The following is a 15,746-nucleotide window of genomic DNA, read 5'->3' as shown; positions in this document are numbered from 1 at the left end:
GGCACAGATGACCGCAATATTGTAGGAGCGTGGCTTGTCCCGCGATCGGCTGCGCAGCAGTCGTCATCGGAATCAGCGAGTTATGCCCAGACCACTGCCGGTTCCCGGCAGATCGCGGGACAAGCCGCGCTCCTACAGTGGATCGCGTTCCAAAGTAGGAGCGCGCTTGCCCGCGAAGACGTAGGTCCGGGCGATAAAGATTGCCGCTCCAATCCATCACAACGCACCAAAGAGGAAAACCTGTCGTGAACCGTACGATCGCTCAAAAGGGAGCCGCTGGCCTGGCAACGGCCGTGGCGGAGAGTGTTCAGTATCAAGGCCGCAAGGCTAGTCGACAGGGGAGCGAACAGCGTCGACAGCAGATTCTCGACGCCGCGATGCGCATCGTCATTCGTGACGGAGTGCGCGCGGTGCGGCACCGGGCGGTGGCTGCCGAGGCTGCCGTTCCCCTGTCCGCGACCACTTACTACTTCAAAGACATCGACGATTTGCTCACCGATGCCTTCGCCCAATACGTCGAGCGCAGCGCGGCCTACATGGCTAAATTGTGGGCCAACACCGAAGTGGTGTTGCGCGAAATGCTTGCCCGCAACGACGGTACTCACGACGCCCGCGCGCGGTTGGCTGATGAAATCGCACGCATGGCCATGGACTACATCCGCCATCAGTTACTGACCCGCCGCGACCAGTTGATCGCCGAACACGCTTTCCGTCACGAGGCGTTGATCAACCCCGGGCTTGGCGCGCTAGTCAGCGCCCACCAACAGATTTTGCTGCAGGGCAGCAGCCAGTTTCTGGAAGTCATGGGCTCTAAACAGCCTCATCTGGACGCTCAAGTGTTGACGGGCATTATCTGTCGGATGGAATATCAGGGGCTGCTGAACGGACCGCAGCCCCATGCAGATGAAGAAATGCTCGCTATTCTCAGTCGCCAAATGCATCTGGTGCTGGGCACTGCGCAGCCAATAGGCGCGTAAGATCGCTCAATTTCAGGAGAACCCAATGAAAGCCTGGCGCGTGTTGCTCGCCTTGTCGTTCGCGCTGTTGAGCGGATGCCTGGTGACGTTCAAGGACCCCTTGCCCGCCAATGACACCGCCCCGACCAAGCTGTTGGGGACCTGGACCAGCAAAAATGCCTGGGGCGAGCCGCTGGAGCTGGAGATCAGCCGGGCCGGGGCCAATCAGTACAAGGCGGTCAGCTACCGCAAGGGCGATCGCAAGAGCCGCGATGAGTACGTCTTCACCGTCGCGCGCCACGGCAGCCGCTGGTATCTGTCGGCCGCGCTCCCCGAAAAATACGGTGCCAATTACGTGATGGCCGGGTTTGAACTGACCGACAACGACGCTTCAGCAGACGAGTTGGTGGTCTACGACCTGGATGTGGATCGCCTGCAGCAGTTGGTGGATCAGAAAGTGTTTGACGGGCAGGCAACGGAAACGGAAAAGGGCGCCGGGGTCTTGATCACCACCCCGCTGGACAGCGTTTTTGCCTATCTGGACGACCCGGCCAACTCCGATGTGTTTCTCAAAGCAGCTCAATACCAGCGTATGACCAAGCAGTAGTGCTGCTAATCAAAAAGGAATGTTGAGTGGACGAATACCAGCTAACCATTCGCGCGTTGTCCGACCGTATCGTCGTAGCGCAGACGCCCATTCGTGTGCTCGATGCGGTGAAGTGGGACGACTCCATCAAGCAGGATTTCCTGGCGGCCAAAGGCAAGAAAATGCCTGCCGTCGATCGTGCGTATTACGAAAACCGTCCGCTGGGGTTCGACTCTGGCGCTGCCAAGCTGGAATTCCAGAACATCGAGCGCGACATCACCCGCCAGTTGGGCCAGTTCAACCCGGTCGGGCAAATCATGCGGCGTATGTGCAAGGAATACCGCATGGTGATCCGCATGCTCGAAGCGCGCGGTACACCGGATTTCGGACTCATTTCCCAAGAGCTGTACGGTTCGGCGTCCGACGCTTTTCACGCCGGCGACCCGACATTGGCCGATCTGGGCCTGATGCTTTCGGATTACCTGAACAACATCGCCGGTCGCGGCGATCTGAAAGACGAGCCAAAAATCCTGACGGCCAAGGATGCCGTGGACTTGCTGCAGTGCCGATTGAATCGGGTGTTTGGCGAAGCGGAAGGCACGATTCGGGTGTTTGAGTCTGACGGCATCGTAGCGGACGCCGCAGCTGGCGCTGATTACATCAAGATCCGCAGCGACGCGATGTTCAATGAGCGTGATGTCCGGGCCCTGGAAGTCCACGAAGGGCTGGTGCACGTCGGCACTACGCTCAACGGGCAAAATCAGCCGATCTGCACCTTCTTGGCCAAGGGGCCGCCGTCGTCCACGGTGACCCAGGAGGGGCTGGCAATTCTCATGGAGGTCATCGCTTTTGCGTCTTACCCCAGTCGGTTGCGCAAGCTGACCAATCGCACTCGCGCCATTCACATGGCCGAAGAGGGTGCGGACTTTCTGCAGGTGTTCGAGTTCTATCGGGAACAGGGTTTTGGCATGCCGGAAAGCTACGGCAACGCCAGTCGCGTATTCCGGGGTTCGGTGCCTAATGGTCTGCCTTTCACCAAGGACTTGTCCTACTTGAAGGGCTTCATCATGGTCTACAACTACATCCAGCTGGCCGTGCGCAAAGGCAAGCTGGAGCAGGTGCCGCTGCTGTTCTGCGGCAAGACCACGCTGGAAGACATGCGAACCCTGCGGCAGCTGGTGGATGAGGGGCTGGTGGTCGCGCCGAAATATCTGCCTGAACAGTTCCGAGACATGAATGCACTGTCGGCGTGGATGTGCTTCTCCAACTTCCTCAATCACTTGAGCCTGGACCGGATCGAAGCGGACTATTCCAATATCCTGTGATGCCGCGTCGTACTCGCACCTTCTGTAGGAGCGAACTTGTTCGCGAGGCGGTGGACCTGCAAGACCGCGTCGGCAGCCTCGCCAACAAGTTGGCCCCTACAGATGCCAGCGGTCAGGCGAAATCGGCATTCAAATAAAAAAGGAACGCGCTTGAAGCCCCTCATTACCCTTGCTCTGGCACTGATCCTCTCTGGCTGCAGCAGCCTGCTGTTCTACCCGGAACCGGGTTTGCCGTTGACCCCCGACAAAGCTCATCTGCAATACCGCGACGTCAACCTGACCACCCTCGATGGCACGCACCTGCGCGGTTGGTTCTTGCCCGCCAAAGAGGGGGTTCCAGTCAAAGGCACGGTGCTGCACCTGCATGGCAACGGCGGCAACATGTCGTGGCATCTGGGCGGTACGTGGTGGTTACCCGAAGAGGGCTATCAAGTGTTGCTGCTGGATTATCGCGGCTACGGTGTGTCCGAAGGCGAGCCAAGCATGCCGGCGATTTATCAGGACATCGACGCCGCGTTCGACTGGCTGAACACAGCGCCCGAGGTGCAAGGCAAACCGCTGGTGGTGTTGGGGCAAAGCATCGGTGGCGCGCTCGCGGTGCATTATCTGGCCGAACATCCGCAGCAGCGAAACCGGGTCAAAGCGCTGGTGCTCGATGGCGTGCCAGCCAGCTACCGCGAAGTGGCGCGCTATACCCTGAGCACGTCCTGGCTGACCTGGCCGTTCAAGCGTCCGTTGTCGTGGGTGATCCCTGACGCAGACAGCGCCATCAATGGCCTGCCAAAACTGGCCGGCACACCGATGCTGCTGTTCCAAAGTCTGGATGACACGCAAGTGCCGCTCTACAACGGCATCAGCCTCTATCAGGCCGCACCGCCACCGCGTGTGCTGCAACTGACCCGAGGCGCGCATGTCCAGACGTTCGCCGACCCGACATGGCGTCAGGTGATGATTCGCTATCTGGAAGACCCGCAGCATTTCAATGGGCTGCGCCGTCTGGCAGAAGTGCCCAATTACCCTGAGGCCGACGGCCCGAAACCTGCCCCTCCCACCGAGACCCCGCAATGACCGAAGAACGCAATGCCATCCCTCTCATCATCACGGGCATCGCCTGCATCCTCGGGACGGTAGGGGTGCTGTGGTACTACGGTTATCTGCACTTCGCCAAGCCCGAAGATGCATTGCTGTTGGACCAATTCACTCTGCTCAAGACAGTGCCGGGCGAGGACTACAAAGTCGCGCTGGAACCCGCGGCGCAAGTGGCGCAATGCATCGATGGAGTGCTGGTGTTGTTCGACACCGAGCAAAAAGGCCTGACCGGCGTGCTAATCAACAGCAAAAAACAGGCAGTGCGCTGCATGGGGCAAGAAACGCCGCAACAGTTGTTGCCGTGAGATTTCCGTTACACCATGGAACCGTGGGAGCGGACCTGTCCGCGAAGAGGGCGGCACATTCGCTGGATTTGTAGCGTCTGAAACGCCGTATTCGCGGACAGGTCCGCTCCCACAGGAAAAGGTCCACCACCCTTCGTCATCGGTTTATGGCACAAAAAAAGCCCCGCCTGTTATCCACAGGCGGGGCTTTCGATTACAGCGTCAGTCGATTACTGCATCGAAGTGCGCGGTGCAACCGGCTGGTTGTCGTTGGAAATAGTCACTTCCACACGACGGTTCATGGCACGGCCGGAGTTGCTGGTGTTATCGGCAACCGGGTATTCCTTACCATAACCCTGCGACACGATGCGCTCAGGACCTACACCCATTTTGACCAAGGCCATGCGCACGGAGTTGGCGCGACGCTCCGACAGGGACTGGTTGTAAGACGCTGAACCGCTGCTGTCGGTGTAACCCTCAACGATCACTTTGCGATCAGGGTTTTCCTGCAGGAACTGGGACAGCTTGTTGACGTTGACCAGACCGCTGGATTTCAGCTCAGCCTTGTTCAGGTCAAACAGCACGTCACCGAAAGTCACCAGCGTACCGCGTTCGGTCTGCTTGGCGTTCAGGCTGTTTTGCAGTGCCTTGATCTGTGCGTCACGAGCATCCAGACGCGCTTGAGCACGTTGGGCAGCGGCGTTTTTCAGATCGCCTTCAGCAGTCTTCAGATTGATTGTCTGCTTGGCCAGTTCAACGCGCTGGTTGGTCAGATAAGCCAGCTGATCGACTTTTTTCTCGTCGTCATTGTGGCGGTAGGCCGCGTCAGCCTTGTCCAGCCACTCGCTAGCGTCTTTGGTTTCCAGGGCAGCCAGTTGGCTGGATTTCGGATTGCTTTGCAGCGCCGAGTAGTTAGTGCGCGCCTGTTCCAGGTTCACGTTAGGTGGTGTGGAGCAGGCAGCCAAGCCAACGCTCAGGGCCAGCAGGGCAGGGATAAGTACTTGTTTACGCATAATAGGTTCGTCCTTTAAATCAATGGCCAGTGCTTGAGGGGCGCAGGGTTACTTAACTGGTTGGATCTGACGCATGCCGTCTTCACGCAACTCGTTGACACCTTGACGCGCGTCTTGCACAGCTCTCTGAGCTTTGGCGGCCTGAGCCTTACGCTCAGCTACGCGAGCGTCCCATTCAGCTTGCTCGGCATATTTGCGGGCTTCGTCGTATTTCTTTTCCTGCATGGCAAGTTCCGATTGCTTGAACTTGTCCTGCGCCGACTTCATTTCCACTGGAGCGAATTCGGTACCACCGGCGGTCACTGCGGCGTTTACGGCCGATTGGGTGACTGCGTATTGCTCTGATGGCGGGTTACCCGCACAACCGGCGAGGATAAAGCTGGTACCGAGAGCCAGCGCGGCCAATTTGAGCCCGCGCAGGCCATTGAACTTGGTTTTGGCAGTGCTGGTGTTCATGGTGATCAACTCCATTGTGTTACTCCTGAAAGCTTAGTTTTTCCAAGACAGTCATTGCGCCTGAAGAGGTCTGGCCCAAAGGCCGCGAGCCTCTGCCATCTGTCGGCTTTTTCTGTAATGGCTAACTGCTCGGACCTGCGCGGTTTTTGAATAGTTCAGCCTTTCTCATGAACAATCGGCTCGGATTTGTTTCGCGTTGTAAAATTGACGCCTCGAAATTGACACAAAAAAATACGCGCCGAGCCCGTTCCAGAAGGGTTGGCGCGTAGTAATCGAGCAGTAAAAACGACGTCGTAATCAGTGCTGCTGGCTGTCTTGCTGATCGGTCAAATCCTGCAGATATCGCTTGGACAACTCCAGAAAACGAGGTGTAGGGCCCACATCCTCGTACAGCGGATCGCCTTCTTCATCCGTAGCCACTACATGTGAGCCTTTCACGTACGGAAAGCTTGCTTCCAGCTCCTCCAGCGCCGCACCGATCAGTTCACCCAAAAGCTCTTCGGGAACGCGTTTGGGGTACATCTCTGCTATGGCGGCCAGACGCGCAGCGGCCTCGACGTCGAGATGGACCTCATAACCGGTCTTCGTAAGGCGACCTTTGGCAGTTTGTTCCCAGTGATTGGCGAGTTCGCGAATTTTCATACTGACCTCTTCAAAGACCCGCGTAATGGCGGGTGCAAGCAAGTATTGGAGCCCTCGTGGGGTTCGTTGATGAGACTAGCTGGATCCGGGCAGTCGGTAGCACTTGTGTGAATTTGTTGCGCTATGCACAGTAGATAGAGACGGATATTGCTCACGCGTTCAGTTTCGACCTTGTTCAGGCTGAACTGTCCCCCGGATAAAAACGCTAAGGAGAAGGGCTAGATGGCTGATATCGATGCACGTTTGCGCGAGGACGTTCACCTGCTCGGTGAGCTGCTGGGCAACACGATCCGCGACCAACGCGGCGCTGATTTTCTAGAGAAGATCGAGCGCATCCGCAAGAGTGCCAAGGCGGGGCGACGCGCTTCTACCCAAAGCACCGAACAGTTGAGCTCCAACCTGGAGAGCCTGAGTGAAGACGAGTTGCTGCCCGTCGCTCGGGCCTTCAACCAGTTCCTCAACCTGGCCAATATCGCCGAGCAATATCAGCTTATCCATCGCCGCGACGACAGCAAGCCGCAGCCGTTCGAATCCCGAGCCCTGCCCGAGCTGCTGGAGCGACTCAAGCAAGCCGGCCATGCACCAGAAGCCCTCGCACGGCAAATCGGCAAGCTGGAAATCGAACTGGTATTGACCGCCCACCCCACCGAAGTGGCGCGCCGAACGCTTATCCAGAAATACGACGCCATCGCCGCGCAACTGGCCGCACTGGATCATCGTGACCTGAACAAACAAGAGCGCGCGCAAATTACCGAGCGCTTGCAGTTGCTGATCGCCGAAGCCTGGCACACCGAAGAGATCCGCCGCACCCGTCCCACGCCAGTGGATGAAGCGAAGTGGGGTTTCGCCGTCATCGAAAACTCGCTTTGGCACGCCATCCCCAACTACTTGCGCAAAGCCGACAAAGTCCTGCACGCGGCCACCGGCTTGCATCTGCCGCTGGAGGCTGCGCCGATTCGCTTTGCCTCCTGGATGGGCGGCGACCGCGACGGCAACCCTAACGTGACCGCTGCCGTGACCCGGGAAGTGTTATTGCTGGCGCGTTGGATGGCGGCCGACCTTTATTTGCGTGATGTCGATCAACTGGCCGCCGAGTTGTCGATGCAGCAAGCCAATGAGGCGCTGCATGCACTGGCCGGCGACAGCGCCGAACCCTATCGCGCGGTGCTCAAGCAGTTGCGTGAACGCCTTCGTGCAACTCGCAACTGGGCGCATGCCTCGCTGGCCGTTACCCAGCCTGCGCCGCAAGCGGTGTTGCACAGCAATCGCGAGCTGCTCGACCCGTTGCAGCTGTGCTATCAGTCGCTGCACGAATGCGGCATGGGCGTGATCGCCGATGGACCGCTGCTCGATTGCCTGCGCCGCGCCGTTACCTTCGGTTTGTTTCTGGTGAAGCTGGACGTGCGTCAGGACTCCACCCGTCACAGTTCGGCGATGACCGAAATCACCGATTATTTGGGCCTGGGTCGATACGAAGAGTGGGATGAAGAGGCGCGCATCGAGTTTCTGCTGCAAGAGCTGAGCAACCGTAGGCCGCTGCTGCCGAGTCATTTCAAACCTGCTGCCGACACCGCTGAGGTGTTGGCCACCTGCCGTGAAGTCGCGGCCGCTCCGGCTGCGTCGTTGGGCTCTTACGTCATCTCCATGGCGGGTGCAGCTTCCGACGTTCTAGCCGTGCAGTTACTGTTGAAAGAGGCCGGATTGCAGCGGCCGATGCGCGTCGTGCCACTGTTTGAAACCCTGGCCGACCTGGATAACGCAGGCCCGGTGATCCAGCATTTGCTGCGCTTGCCGGGCTACCGCTTGCGTCTGCATGGGCCGCAGGAAGTCATGATCGGCTATTCCGATTCGGCCAAGGATGCGGGCACCACGGCAGCGGCATGGGCGCAATATCGCGCGCAGGAAAAACTGGTGGAGATCTGCCGCGCTCAGCAAATCGAACTGCTGTTGTTCCATGGTCGTGGCGGCACGGTGGGTCGTGGCGGCGGTCCTGCCCATGCGGCCATTCTGTCGCAGCCGCCGGGGTCGGTGGCGGGACGTTTCCGCACCACCGAACAGGGCGAGATGATCCGCTTCAAATTCGGGTTGCCGGACATCGCCGAGCAGAATCTCAATTTGTATCTGGCCGCCGTTCTGGAAGCGACGCTCCAGCCGCCTCCACTGCCGGAACCGGCCTGGCGCACGATGATGGATCAACTGGCCAGTGACGGCGTCGCGGCTTATCGCGCGGTCGTACGGGAGAACCCGGAGTTCGTCGAATACTTCCGTCAGGCCACGCCCGAGCAGGAGCTGGGCCGTTTGCCATTGGGCAGTCGTCCGGCCAAGCGGCGTGAGGGCGGTGTTGAAAGCTTGCGCGCCATCCCGTGGATATTCGCCTGGACCCAGACGCGCCTGATGTTGCCGGCCTGGTTAGGTTGGGAGTCGGCACTGAGCAAAGCTCTGGAGCGTGGGGACGGGGACGTGCTGGCGCAGATGCGCGAGCAGTGGCCGTTTTTCAGAACGCGCATCGACATGCTGGAAATGGTGTTGGCCAAGGCGGACAGCGACATTGCTCAACTGTATGACGAACGTCTGGTGGAGCCCGGCTTGCAACATTTAGGTGCGCATTTACGCGACCTATTGTCGCAGGCGTGCAAGGTGGTGCTCGGTTTGACCGGGCAGGATCAATTGCTCGCGCACAGTCCTGAAACCCTGGAATTCATCAGTTTGCGCAACACCTACCTCGATCCTCTTCATCTATTGCAGGCCGAGTTACTGGCCCGTTCGCGCACTCAGGATGCGACGCTGGAAGGTCCGCTTGCGCAGGCACTGCTGGTGTCTGTCGCCGGGATTGCCGCCGGTTTGCGCAACACAGGTTGAGGTCCGAAGTCCGCGATGACGGCGCGCAAGCTTCGGATTCGCGGCGCAAGGATGATCAGGAACGGCGCATCCCTATAAGGTTGCGCCACGTGATACCCGCCTGTTAAACGCCAGCAAGCTACCGATTTGTCTCAGGTTACTGCGACTTTCGGCGGCTTGTGCCGCCTGTGTCGGCTGTGTATCTTGATCAGCCTTTGGCCGTTGGGTCAGTATTTCTTTTTTTAAGATTGGCCCCACGAGGCGAATCCGACGACATCTTTATAAAAATTGAGGAGCACAACAATGCGCGTGATTCTGCTGGGAGCTCCCGGGGCCGGAAAAGGTACTCAGGCAAAGTTCATCACCGAAAAATTCGGTATCCCGCAAATTTCCACTGGCGACATGCTGCGCGCGGCAGTCAAGGCAGGGACCGAGCTGGGCCTGAAGGCCAAAAGCGTCATGGACAGCGGTGGTCTTGTGTCCGACGACCTGATCATCGGTCTGATCAAGGATCGTCTGTCAGAACCTGATTGCGCCAACGGCGTGCTGTTCGACGGCTTCCCCCGCACCATTCCTCAAGCCGAAGCCTTGCTGGCAGCCGGTCTGACCATCGATAACGTGGTCGAAATCAAAGTCGACGACGAAGAGATCGTTCAGCGTATTTCCGGCCGTCGTGTTCATGAAGGGTCGGGCCGCGTTTATCACCTGATCTACAACCCGCCAAAGACCGAAGGCGTGGACGATGTGACCGGCGAGCCGCTGGTACAGCGCAAGGACGACGTTGAGGCCACTGTGCGTCATCGTCTGTCTGTTTATCACTCGCAGACCAAGCCGCTGGTAGATTTCTACGAGAAGCTCGAAACCAAGAATGGCAAGCCAAAGTGCAGCCATATCGAAGGCGTAGGTTCCGTGGAAGCCATCACCGCCAAGGTGCTGGAAGCGTTGAGCTGATAGTTGCCTGAACGCAGTGAACGACGGCCCGCTTGCGGGCCGTAGTTGTTTATAATGCCGCCACTTTTTTTGCACACACCTGGAAACACTGATGAGCACCTTGCTGGCCCTGGATACTGCCACTGAAGCCTGTTCAGTCGCTTTGCTGCACGACGGCAAAGTACTGACTCACTACGAGGTGATCCCGCGCCTGCATGCCCAGCGCCTGTTGCCGATGATCAAAGACCTGCTGGCCGAAGCCGGTATTGGTCTGTCGGCGTTGGACGCCATCGCTTTCGGCCGTGGACCAGGAGCATTCACCGGCGTGCGGATCGCTATTGGCGTGGTCCAAGGCCTGGCGTTCGGCCTGGATCGTCCGGTGTTGCCGGTGTCGAATCTGGCCGTTCTGGCCCAACGTGCTTATCGCGAGCATGGCGCCTTGCAAGTGGCGGCCGCCATCGATGCGCGTATGGATGAGGTCTATTGGGGCTGTTATCAGAACGCGTCCGGGGAAATGCGTTTGGTGGGCAGTGAAGCCGTATTACCACCCGAACATGCCGCATTGCCGTCTGATGCCAGCGGCGACTGGTTTGGCGCCGGTACGGGGTGGGGCTATGCCGAGCGCATGCCCGTGACTCTGGTCGGCGCGGACGCAACGATGCTTCCCCATGCACAAGATCTTCTGACCCTGGCCACCTTCGCCTGGCAGCGCGGCGAAGCCATTGTTGCTGACAATGCGCAGCCCGTTTATCTGCGAGACAAGGTCGCCACCCCAAAAGTCCGCTGAACCGATCGATTGTAGAAGTGCGCTTGCCCGCGATTACGGTGGGTCAGACAGATCAATATTGGCGGGACGGACGCTATCGCGGGCAAGCGCGCTCCTACGGACTGCCCGCATACGCGACATCCGGTAGCCAAGTCACACAAATCGCTACCGTTCAGCGGCCAATGTTTAATTTCCGCCAGGTGGCTTTAAACGTTTTGTAATAACTGTGGTCTAGTTAACGTTCACGAGTTTGCTTAATAACGATTCGTGAGATTAAATTGCCATTACAAGACGCCGAGTAAGTATCGATGCGCATCACTGGTCCTTCACAACAGTCGTACCCAATCAAACGCAAGCCGCGCAAAGGCTCTGCGCAGGTCGACGCAAGCTTTGAAGAAGTGGACAGCGATGTCGAAGTGGTCGCGCAGCAGCCGCGTCGTCAAACCGGTAGCACCGCCAATGTGCCTGCCCGCCAGCAAGACATCATTTTCCCCCGCGCCATGAGCACCAGGGTTGCCCACGCCCTGAGCAGCTATCTGACGACTTCCACGTTCGTCGATTGGGACCTTGAGGTCTCAGGACTCGATCTGCACGTTTGAACGTCACCAACCCGCCTTACTTCATTGGTTGCCCGTCCTGGAGCGAAAACGCCTGGCGCCAGTCGCTGTATCCCGAAGACGCCCGCAGTACAGATTTTCTCGCCCTTTACGCTCAGGTGTTCAACGCCGTCGAGGGCAACACCACGTTTTACGCAAGTCCCGCTCCGAGTACCGTGCAGCGCTGGGCTGACACCCTGCCCGAGCATTTTCGATTCACCGCCAAGTTTCCGCGGGATATCAGCCACGGCGGAGACCTGCGCGATCACCTCGTCGCGATGGAAGATTTCGTCCAGCTAATGGCGCCGCTAGGTGCGCGAGTGGCGCCGTTCTGGCTGCAGTTGTCGGCAAGCTTCACACCGTCGCGACTGAGCGAATTGGCTGCCTTCATTGATGCGCTGGATCGACCGCTGGCGGTAGAGGTGCGCAACCTGGCGTTCTTTGAAAAGGGCGACGATGAGAAGCAGCTCAACCGCTTGTTGCTGGACCGTGGCGTCGAGCGCATCTGCCTGGACTCTCGCCCGTTGTTCAGTTGCGTGTCCACCGATGCTGCTGTGCTACATGCGCAATCGAAAAAGCCCAAAGTGCCGCCGCGCCCTGCTGCTTTGACTCAGTTCCCGCAAGTGCGCCTGATTGGTCATCCCACGCTTGAGGCCAACGACAGCTATGTCGAGCAGTGGGCGCAAAAAGTCGCCGGCTGGATCGAGGAAGGACGCACGCCGTATGTCTTCCTGCACACCCCGGACAACATTCAGGCGCCTGATCTGGCGCGGCGTTTTCATGAGCAACTGATGAGGCTTCTTCCGGGACTTCCCGCGTTGCCATTGCTGGATCGTGGGCCAGAGGTTGAGCAGTTAGGCTTGCTGTAGGCAACGATTAGCAACGTTTCGCGCTGAACTCACGCGCAAGAAACTGCACTACTCTTTGCCATCCCTATCCTCCCGATCTTCAGAGGCGCCACGTACATGGAACCCTCACAGCTCATCCGCGCGCAAACGTTCAAAGCCCTTCACGAGCGAGACGGCGCGTTCGTCATCCCCAATCCATGGGACGCAGGCTCCGCCAAAATGCTTGCGTCGATGGGCTTCGAAGCGCTGGCGACCACCAGCGCGGGCTTGGCATTTGTGCTGGGTCGGGCGGACGCTGAAGGTGTAATCAGTCGCGATGAATCTCTGGCCAACGTGGCAAATATTGTTGCCGCAACCTCACTGCCCGTGGCGGCTGACCTGGAAAACTGCTTTGCCGACTCCCCCGAAGGCTGCGCCGACACGCTGTTGAAAGCCGCCGCGACGGGCATCGTCGGTGGCTCAATTGAAGACGCCAGCGGTGATGCGGCCCACCCGATTTATGACTTTGAATTGTCTGTCGCGCGGGTCAAAGCGGCCGTTGCCGCAGCCCGAACTTTGCCATTCCCCTTCATGCTCACCGCGCGTGCCGAGAATCTTCTACATGGCCGCATGGACTTGTCCGACACGATAAAACGGCTTGAGGCCTACGCCGATGCGGGCGCGGACGTGCTGTATGCGCCGGGGCTGCGCACCCGTGAAGAGATCATCGCCGTGGTGCGCGCTGTCGCGCCGAAACCGGTGAACGTGCTGATGGGGTTGGGCGGGGTGACGCTGTCGGTGGCGGATTTAACTGAGTGCGGGGTCAAGCGTATCAGCGTCGGATCTTCACTGGCCCGTGCCGCGTGGGGCGGTTTCTACCGCGCCGCCGAGGAGATTCGTAGCGCCGGTACATTCAGCTACGTTCAGGACGCACTGCCATTCGATCAACTGAACACGTTGTTCAAAGGCTGACGGTGCGCGGTTCCTGGCTATTTCTTTTGTTGCTGTTGGCCTGTGCGGGTGCGGTGTTTTCGGTGTGGCGCGGCTGGCTGGACGTGCCGCCACGCTGGAACCCCTGGGCGCCGCTGGACGTGCGCGATGAGCCAAATCTGCTGACGTCTTACAAACTGTCGCGGCTGCAGAACGATTCCGAGCTTTGTGATCAGGCGCTGCGCAGCTCGTCCCTGCGTTTCAGTCATCAGGCCGACAGTGCGCCCGGTGCGAAGTGTCCTCTGACCAATGCGCTGCGAATTCAGGGCGGTGATGTCTCGCTCAGCAGCAGCTTTCTCGCCAGTTGCCCCTTGGCTGTGGCCTATGCGCTGTTTGATATCCACGCGCTTCAACCGGCCGCGCAGCAGGTGTTCGGGCAGAAGGTGACGCAGGTCGATCACCTAGGCAGTTTCGCTTGCCGCAATGTCTACAACCGCGCTGAAGGGCGACTCAGCCAGCATGCAGCCGCCAATGCGTTGGATGTCGCCGGTTTTCGGCTGGCAGACGGTCGACGGATTTCGGTACTTAAAGAGTGGAAAGACGAGGGCGATGACGGGCGTTTTCTGAGGCTGGTGCGAGACGGGGCGTGCAAAAACTTCAACACAGTGCTGAGCCCGGACTACAACGCCGCGCACCGCAATCACTTTCATCTGGATATGGGCGGTTGGCGGGTTTGTCGGTGAGTAAGTTCTGAATTCGCGGGATGTCGCGGAACCCGCGTCTCTGTAGGAGCGAACTTGTTCGCGAGGCGATTTTTGCGGATGACGCTGAGGCCGCTTCGCCAACAAGTTGGCTCCTACAGGATGCGACGGCGCTTCGATAAATGGCGGGTAGAGAGCGCGAAGATTAGGCAGCCTGACGCAAATTCTGCAGCACAATCGGCCGAGCCCAGCCGTTGTCGAAATCGAGGTTGCGCTGTTGTTCAATCATCTCGCTGAGGCTGAACGGCTCGGCAGGTTTGTCGGCCAAGTCCCATTCCAGCTCGGCGATGGGCAGAAACAGCGCACGAGGTGCGGGGCCAGGACCGGGTTTTACGCTGTCGTCATACGGCGCCAGTACGGTCGGGCGAACCCAATTGCTGTCGAACTCCAGATTGCGTTGTTGCTCGATCAGCTCGCCGGCGCTGAACGGTTCGGCAGGCTTGTCGGCCAGATCCCACTCAAATTCGGCGATAGGCAAAAACAGCGCTTCTGGCGGATTACGCTTGGTGTCAAGAACCGGCAGTTCGCGTTGATCGACGATCTCGCCCAGGGTTTTCGACCCTGCGACCGGCTCGCCAGTCTTACTGTCCATCGCCGCTTCGACGTGGAATTGAAGCGCGTCGCCAGCGTTGTCCTCGACCTGCTGCGCCATCGCCCGCGAGAATGCATCCTGCCAGAGCTGGGTGACACCGCTCAGGGTTTGGGTATTGCGTACGCTGTAGTCACCGGCGTACGTCAAGTAACCTATGGAGGATGATTGCTGAATGTCTGACATTGGGCTCAGTACATACCGTGGGTTCTGGCAAAATGCCGGATACTTTGGTTATCGGCAGTCGTTGCCAATCATTAAGAAAATTTGAGCGTGTGGACACAATGAGTGAGCAACAAACGGGCAGTCGCATTCGGGTCCAGGCTTTGTCTGTCGATGGGCAGGCCCAGGCTGAACAATGGGCGCAGCGTCTGGGTTTGCCGCTGGAAGATGCGCAGGCGGATTTTGCCCTGCAAGTGACCGACGCCGGTTTGCAGTTGCAGCAGCTGGGTGACGATGTACCAGGCGCAGTACGGGTGGATTTCGTCGAAGGTGCGGTCGCCCATCGCAGATTGTTCGGCGGCGGCAGCGGACAAATGATCGCCAAGGCTGTGGGCATTCAGCCCGGTGTTCGTCCGAAGGTTCTTGATGCGACGGCTGGGTTGGGCAAGGACGCGTTCGTGCTGGCAAGCCTGGGTTGCGAAATGAGCCTGATCGAACGGCAGCCGATCATCGCTGCGCTATTGGAAGACGGGCTGGCGCGGGGGCGACGAGATCGGGAAGTTGGCTCCATCATCAGCCAGATGCGCCTGTTGACCGGCAACTCCATCGAGTTGATTCGCCACTGGGAAGGCGAGCCGCCGCAGGTGATCTACCTCGACCCGATGTTTCCCCATCGTGAGAAAACGGCGCTGGTGAAGAAGGAAATGCGCCTGTTCCGGCCCTTGGTCGGCGACGACATGGACGCCCCGGCGTTGCTTGAAGCTGCATTGGCGCTGGCGACCCACCGCGTTGTGGTCAAGCGTCCGCGCAAGGCGCCGTGCATCGACGGGCCAAAACCGAGTTATGCGCTGGATGGCAAATCCAGCCGGTATGACATTTATCCGAAGAAGGCGTTGAAATCGTAGGCGGCCTGATCGTTCTCACGCTCTGCGTGGTAATGCCGCCCCCAACGCTCCGCGTCGACTGCTGTGACGCAGAGCGTCATGAGATGCATAC

The 15,746-nt window shown here is 59.0% G+C and carries 17 protein-coding genes; 13 read left to right on the top strand and 4 right to left on the bottom strand.

From position 1 onward, the window contains the following. The first annotated feature begins 245 nt into the window (after positions 1–245). The 5 genes from ACWKWM_RS12220 (at position 246) to ACWKWM_RS12200 (ending at position 4,261) form a co-directional block, all read left to right on the top strand. Entirely contained in the window at positions 246–977 is a 732-nt protein-coding gene (locus ACWKWM_RS12220) for a TetR/AcrR family transcriptional regulator (protein ID WP_483846392.1), read from the top strand. Positions 978–1,002: 25 nt separating this feature from the next. Beyond that, positions 1,003–1,563 carry a hypothetical protein gene (locus ACWKWM_RS12215; protein ID WP_483846391.1) on the top strand — a complete coding sequence of 187 codons (561 nt, stop codon included), beginning with the start codon at positions 1,003–1,005 and terminating at the stop codon, positions 1,561–1,563. 26 nt (positions 1,564–1,589) lie between these two features. Beyond that, on the top strand, positions 1,590–2,867 hold the full coding sequence (locus ACWKWM_RS12210) for a flavohemoglobin expression-modulating QEGLA motif protein (protein WP_483846390.1): 1,278 nt from the start codon (positions 1,590–1,592) through the stop codon (positions 2,865–2,867). Between the two features lie 150 nt (positions 2,868–3,017). After that, positions 3,018–3,935 (top strand): alpha/beta hydrolase, encoded by a 918-nt coding sequence (locus tag ACWKWM_RS12205; RefSeq protein WP_483846389.1) that lies wholly within the window; start codon positions 3,018–3,020, stop codon positions 3,933–3,935. Further along, the gene (locus ACWKWM_RS12200; RefSeq protein WP_483837761.1) at positions 3,932–4,261 is read left to right on the top strand and encodes a PA3694 family proteiin; all 330 of its coding nucleotides are present in this window, start codon (positions 3,932–3,934) and stop codon (positions 4,259–4,261) included. Before ACWKWM_RS12205 ends, ACWKWM_RS12200 begins: the two co-directional genes overlap by 4 nt. A 209-nt stretch (positions 4,262–4,470) precedes the next feature. Here the strand turns inward: ACWKWM_RS12200 and lptF are convergent, their stop codons facing one another. The 3 genes from lptF to ACWKWM_RS12185 form a co-directional block, all read right to left on the bottom strand. After that, on the bottom strand, positions 4,471–5,253 hold the full coding sequence (gene lptF / locus ACWKWM_RS12195; protein ID WP_483846388.1) for a lipotoxin F family OmpA-related lipoprotein LptF: 783 nt from the start codon (positions 5,251–5,253) through the stop codon (positions 4,471–4,473). Positions 5,254–5,301: 48 nt separating this feature from the next. Then, on the bottom strand, positions 5,302–5,724 hold the full coding sequence (locus tag ACWKWM_RS12190; protein ID WP_483846387.1) for a DUF4398 domain-containing protein: 423 nt from the start codon (positions 5,722–5,724) through the stop codon (positions 5,302–5,304). A 282-nt stretch (positions 5,725–6,006) separates the two neighbouring features. Beyond that, a complete protein-coding gene (locus tag ACWKWM_RS12185; protein WP_483846386.1) occupies positions 6,007–6,351 on the bottom strand; it encodes a pilin assembly protein in 345 nt (114 codons plus the stop codon). 222 nt (positions 6,352–6,573) lie between these two features. On the opposite strand from ACWKWM_RS12185, the gene ppc reads away from it, so the two are divergent. From ppc to ACWKWM_RS12150, 7 genes are all read left to right on the top strand, one after another. Continuing rightward, a complete protein-coding gene (gene ppc, locus ACWKWM_RS12180; protein WP_483846385.1) occupies positions 6,574–9,210 on the top strand; it encodes a phosphoenolpyruvate carboxylase in 2,637 nt (878 codons plus the stop codon). 282 nt (positions 9,211–9,492) lie between these two features. Continuing rightward, complete coding sequence (gene adk / locus ACWKWM_RS12175; protein ID WP_483846384.1) at positions 9,493–10,140, top strand: adenylate kinase; 648 nt, start codon at positions 9,493–9,495, stop codon at positions 10,138–10,140. A gap of 91 nt (positions 10,141–10,231) precedes the next feature. Further along, positions 10,232–10,906 (top strand): tRNA (adenosine(37)-N6)-threonylcarbamoyltransferase complex dimerization subunit type 1 TsaB, encoded by a 675-nt coding sequence (tsaB, locus tag ACWKWM_RS12170; protein WP_483846383.1) that lies wholly within the window; start codon positions 10,232–10,234, stop codon positions 10,904–10,906. 287 nt (positions 10,907–11,193) lie between these two features. Next, a complete protein-coding gene (locus tag ACWKWM_RS12165) occupies positions 11,194–11,484 on the top strand; it encodes a hypothetical protein (RefSeq protein ID WP_483846382.1) in 291 nt (96 codons plus the stop codon). Next, positions 11,481–12,350 (top strand): DUF72 domain-containing protein, encoded by an 870-nt coding sequence (locus tag ACWKWM_RS12160; RefSeq protein WP_483846381.1) that lies wholly within the window; start codon positions 11,481–11,483, stop codon positions 12,348–12,350. Before ACWKWM_RS12165 ends, ACWKWM_RS12160 begins: the two co-directional genes overlap by 4 nt. A 96-nt stretch (positions 12,351–12,446) precedes the next feature. Further along, the gene (locus tag ACWKWM_RS12155; RefSeq protein ID WP_483846380.1) at positions 12,447–13,280 is read left to right on the top strand and encodes an isocitrate lyase/PEP mutase family protein; all 834 of its coding nucleotides are present in this window, start codon (positions 12,447–12,449) and stop codon (positions 13,278–13,280) included. A gap of 2 nt (positions 13,281–13,282) precedes the next feature. After that, positions 13,283–13,981: an extensin-like domain-containing protein gene (locus ACWKWM_RS12150; protein WP_483846379.1), complete on the top strand. Its 699-nt coding sequence runs from the start codon at positions 13,283–13,285 to the stop codon at positions 13,979–13,981. Positions 13,982–14,144: 163 nt separating this feature from the next. Here ACWKWM_RS12150 and ACWKWM_RS12145 read toward each other — a convergent pair whose 3' ends face one another. After that, entirely contained in the window at positions 14,145–14,774 is a 630-nt protein-coding gene (locus ACWKWM_RS12145; protein ID WP_483846378.1) for an energy transducer TonB, read from the bottom strand. A gap of 98 nt (positions 14,775–14,872) precedes the next feature. On the opposite strand from ACWKWM_RS12145, the gene ACWKWM_RS12140 reads away from it, so the two are divergent. Continuing rightward, positions 14,873–15,655, top strand: a complete 783-nt coding sequence (locus ACWKWM_RS12140; RefSeq protein WP_483846377.1) for a class I SAM-dependent methyltransferase — start codon at positions 14,873–14,875, stop codon at positions 15,653–15,655. Positions 15,656–15,746: the final 91 nt, after the last annotated feature.

The organism is Pseudomonas rosaeacicularis (assembly GCF_057128745.1).
The sequence above is the reverse complement of the archived record's forward strand: the minus strand, read 5'-3'. Positions and strand labels throughout refer to the sequence as shown.

What these genes read in the sequence shown, in the direction of transcription:
- ACWKWM_RS12200 (WP_483837761.1), top strand. Translation starts at nt 3,932, where the DNA reads ATGACCGAAGAACGCAATGCCATCCCTCTCATCATCACGGGCATCGCC.
- ACWKWM_RS12185 (WP_483846386.1), bottom strand. Translation starts at nt 6,351, where the DNA reads ATGAAAATTCGCGAACTCGCCAATCACTGGGAACAAACTGCCAAAGGT.
- lptF (WP_483846388.1), bottom strand. Translation starts at nt 5,253, where the DNA reads ATGCGTAAACAAGTACTTATCCCTGCCCTGCTGGCCCTGAGCGTTGGC.
- ACWKWM_RS12155 (WP_483846380.1), top strand. Translation starts at nt 12,447, where the DNA reads ATGGAACCCTCACAGCTCATCCGCGCGCAAACGTTCAAAGCCCTTCAC.
- ppc (WP_483846385.1), top strand. Translation starts at nt 6,574, where the DNA reads ATGGCTGATATCGATGCACGTTTGCGCGAGGACGTTCACCTGCTCGGT.
- ACWKWM_RS12145 (WP_483846378.1), bottom strand. Translation starts at nt 14,774, where the DNA reads ATGTCAGACATTCAGCAATCATCCTCCATAGGTTACTTGACGTACGCC.
- tsaB (WP_483846383.1), top strand. Translation starts at nt 10,232, where the DNA reads ATGAGCACCTTGCTGGCCCTGGATACTGCCACTGAAGCCTGTTCAGTC.
- ACWKWM_RS12140 (WP_483846377.1), top strand. Translation starts at nt 14,873, where the DNA reads ATGAGTGAGCAACAAACGGGCAGTCGCATTCGGGTCCAGGCTTTGTCT.
- ACWKWM_RS12190 (WP_483846387.1), bottom strand. Translation starts at nt 5,724, where the DNA reads ATGGAGTTGATCACCATGAACACCAGCACTGCCAAAACCAAGTTCAAT.
- ACWKWM_RS12215 (WP_483846391.1), top strand. Translation starts at nt 1,003, where the DNA reads ATGAAAGCCTGGCGCGTGTTGCTCGCCTTGTCGTTCGCGCTGTTGAGC.
- adk (WP_483846384.1), top strand. Translation starts at nt 9,493, where the DNA reads ATGCGCGTGATTCTGCTGGGAGCTCCCGGGGCCGGAAAAGGTACTCAG.
- ACWKWM_RS12165 (WP_483846382.1), top strand. Translation starts at nt 11,194, where the DNA reads ATGCGCATCACTGGTCCTTCACAACAGTCGTACCCAATCAAACGCAAG.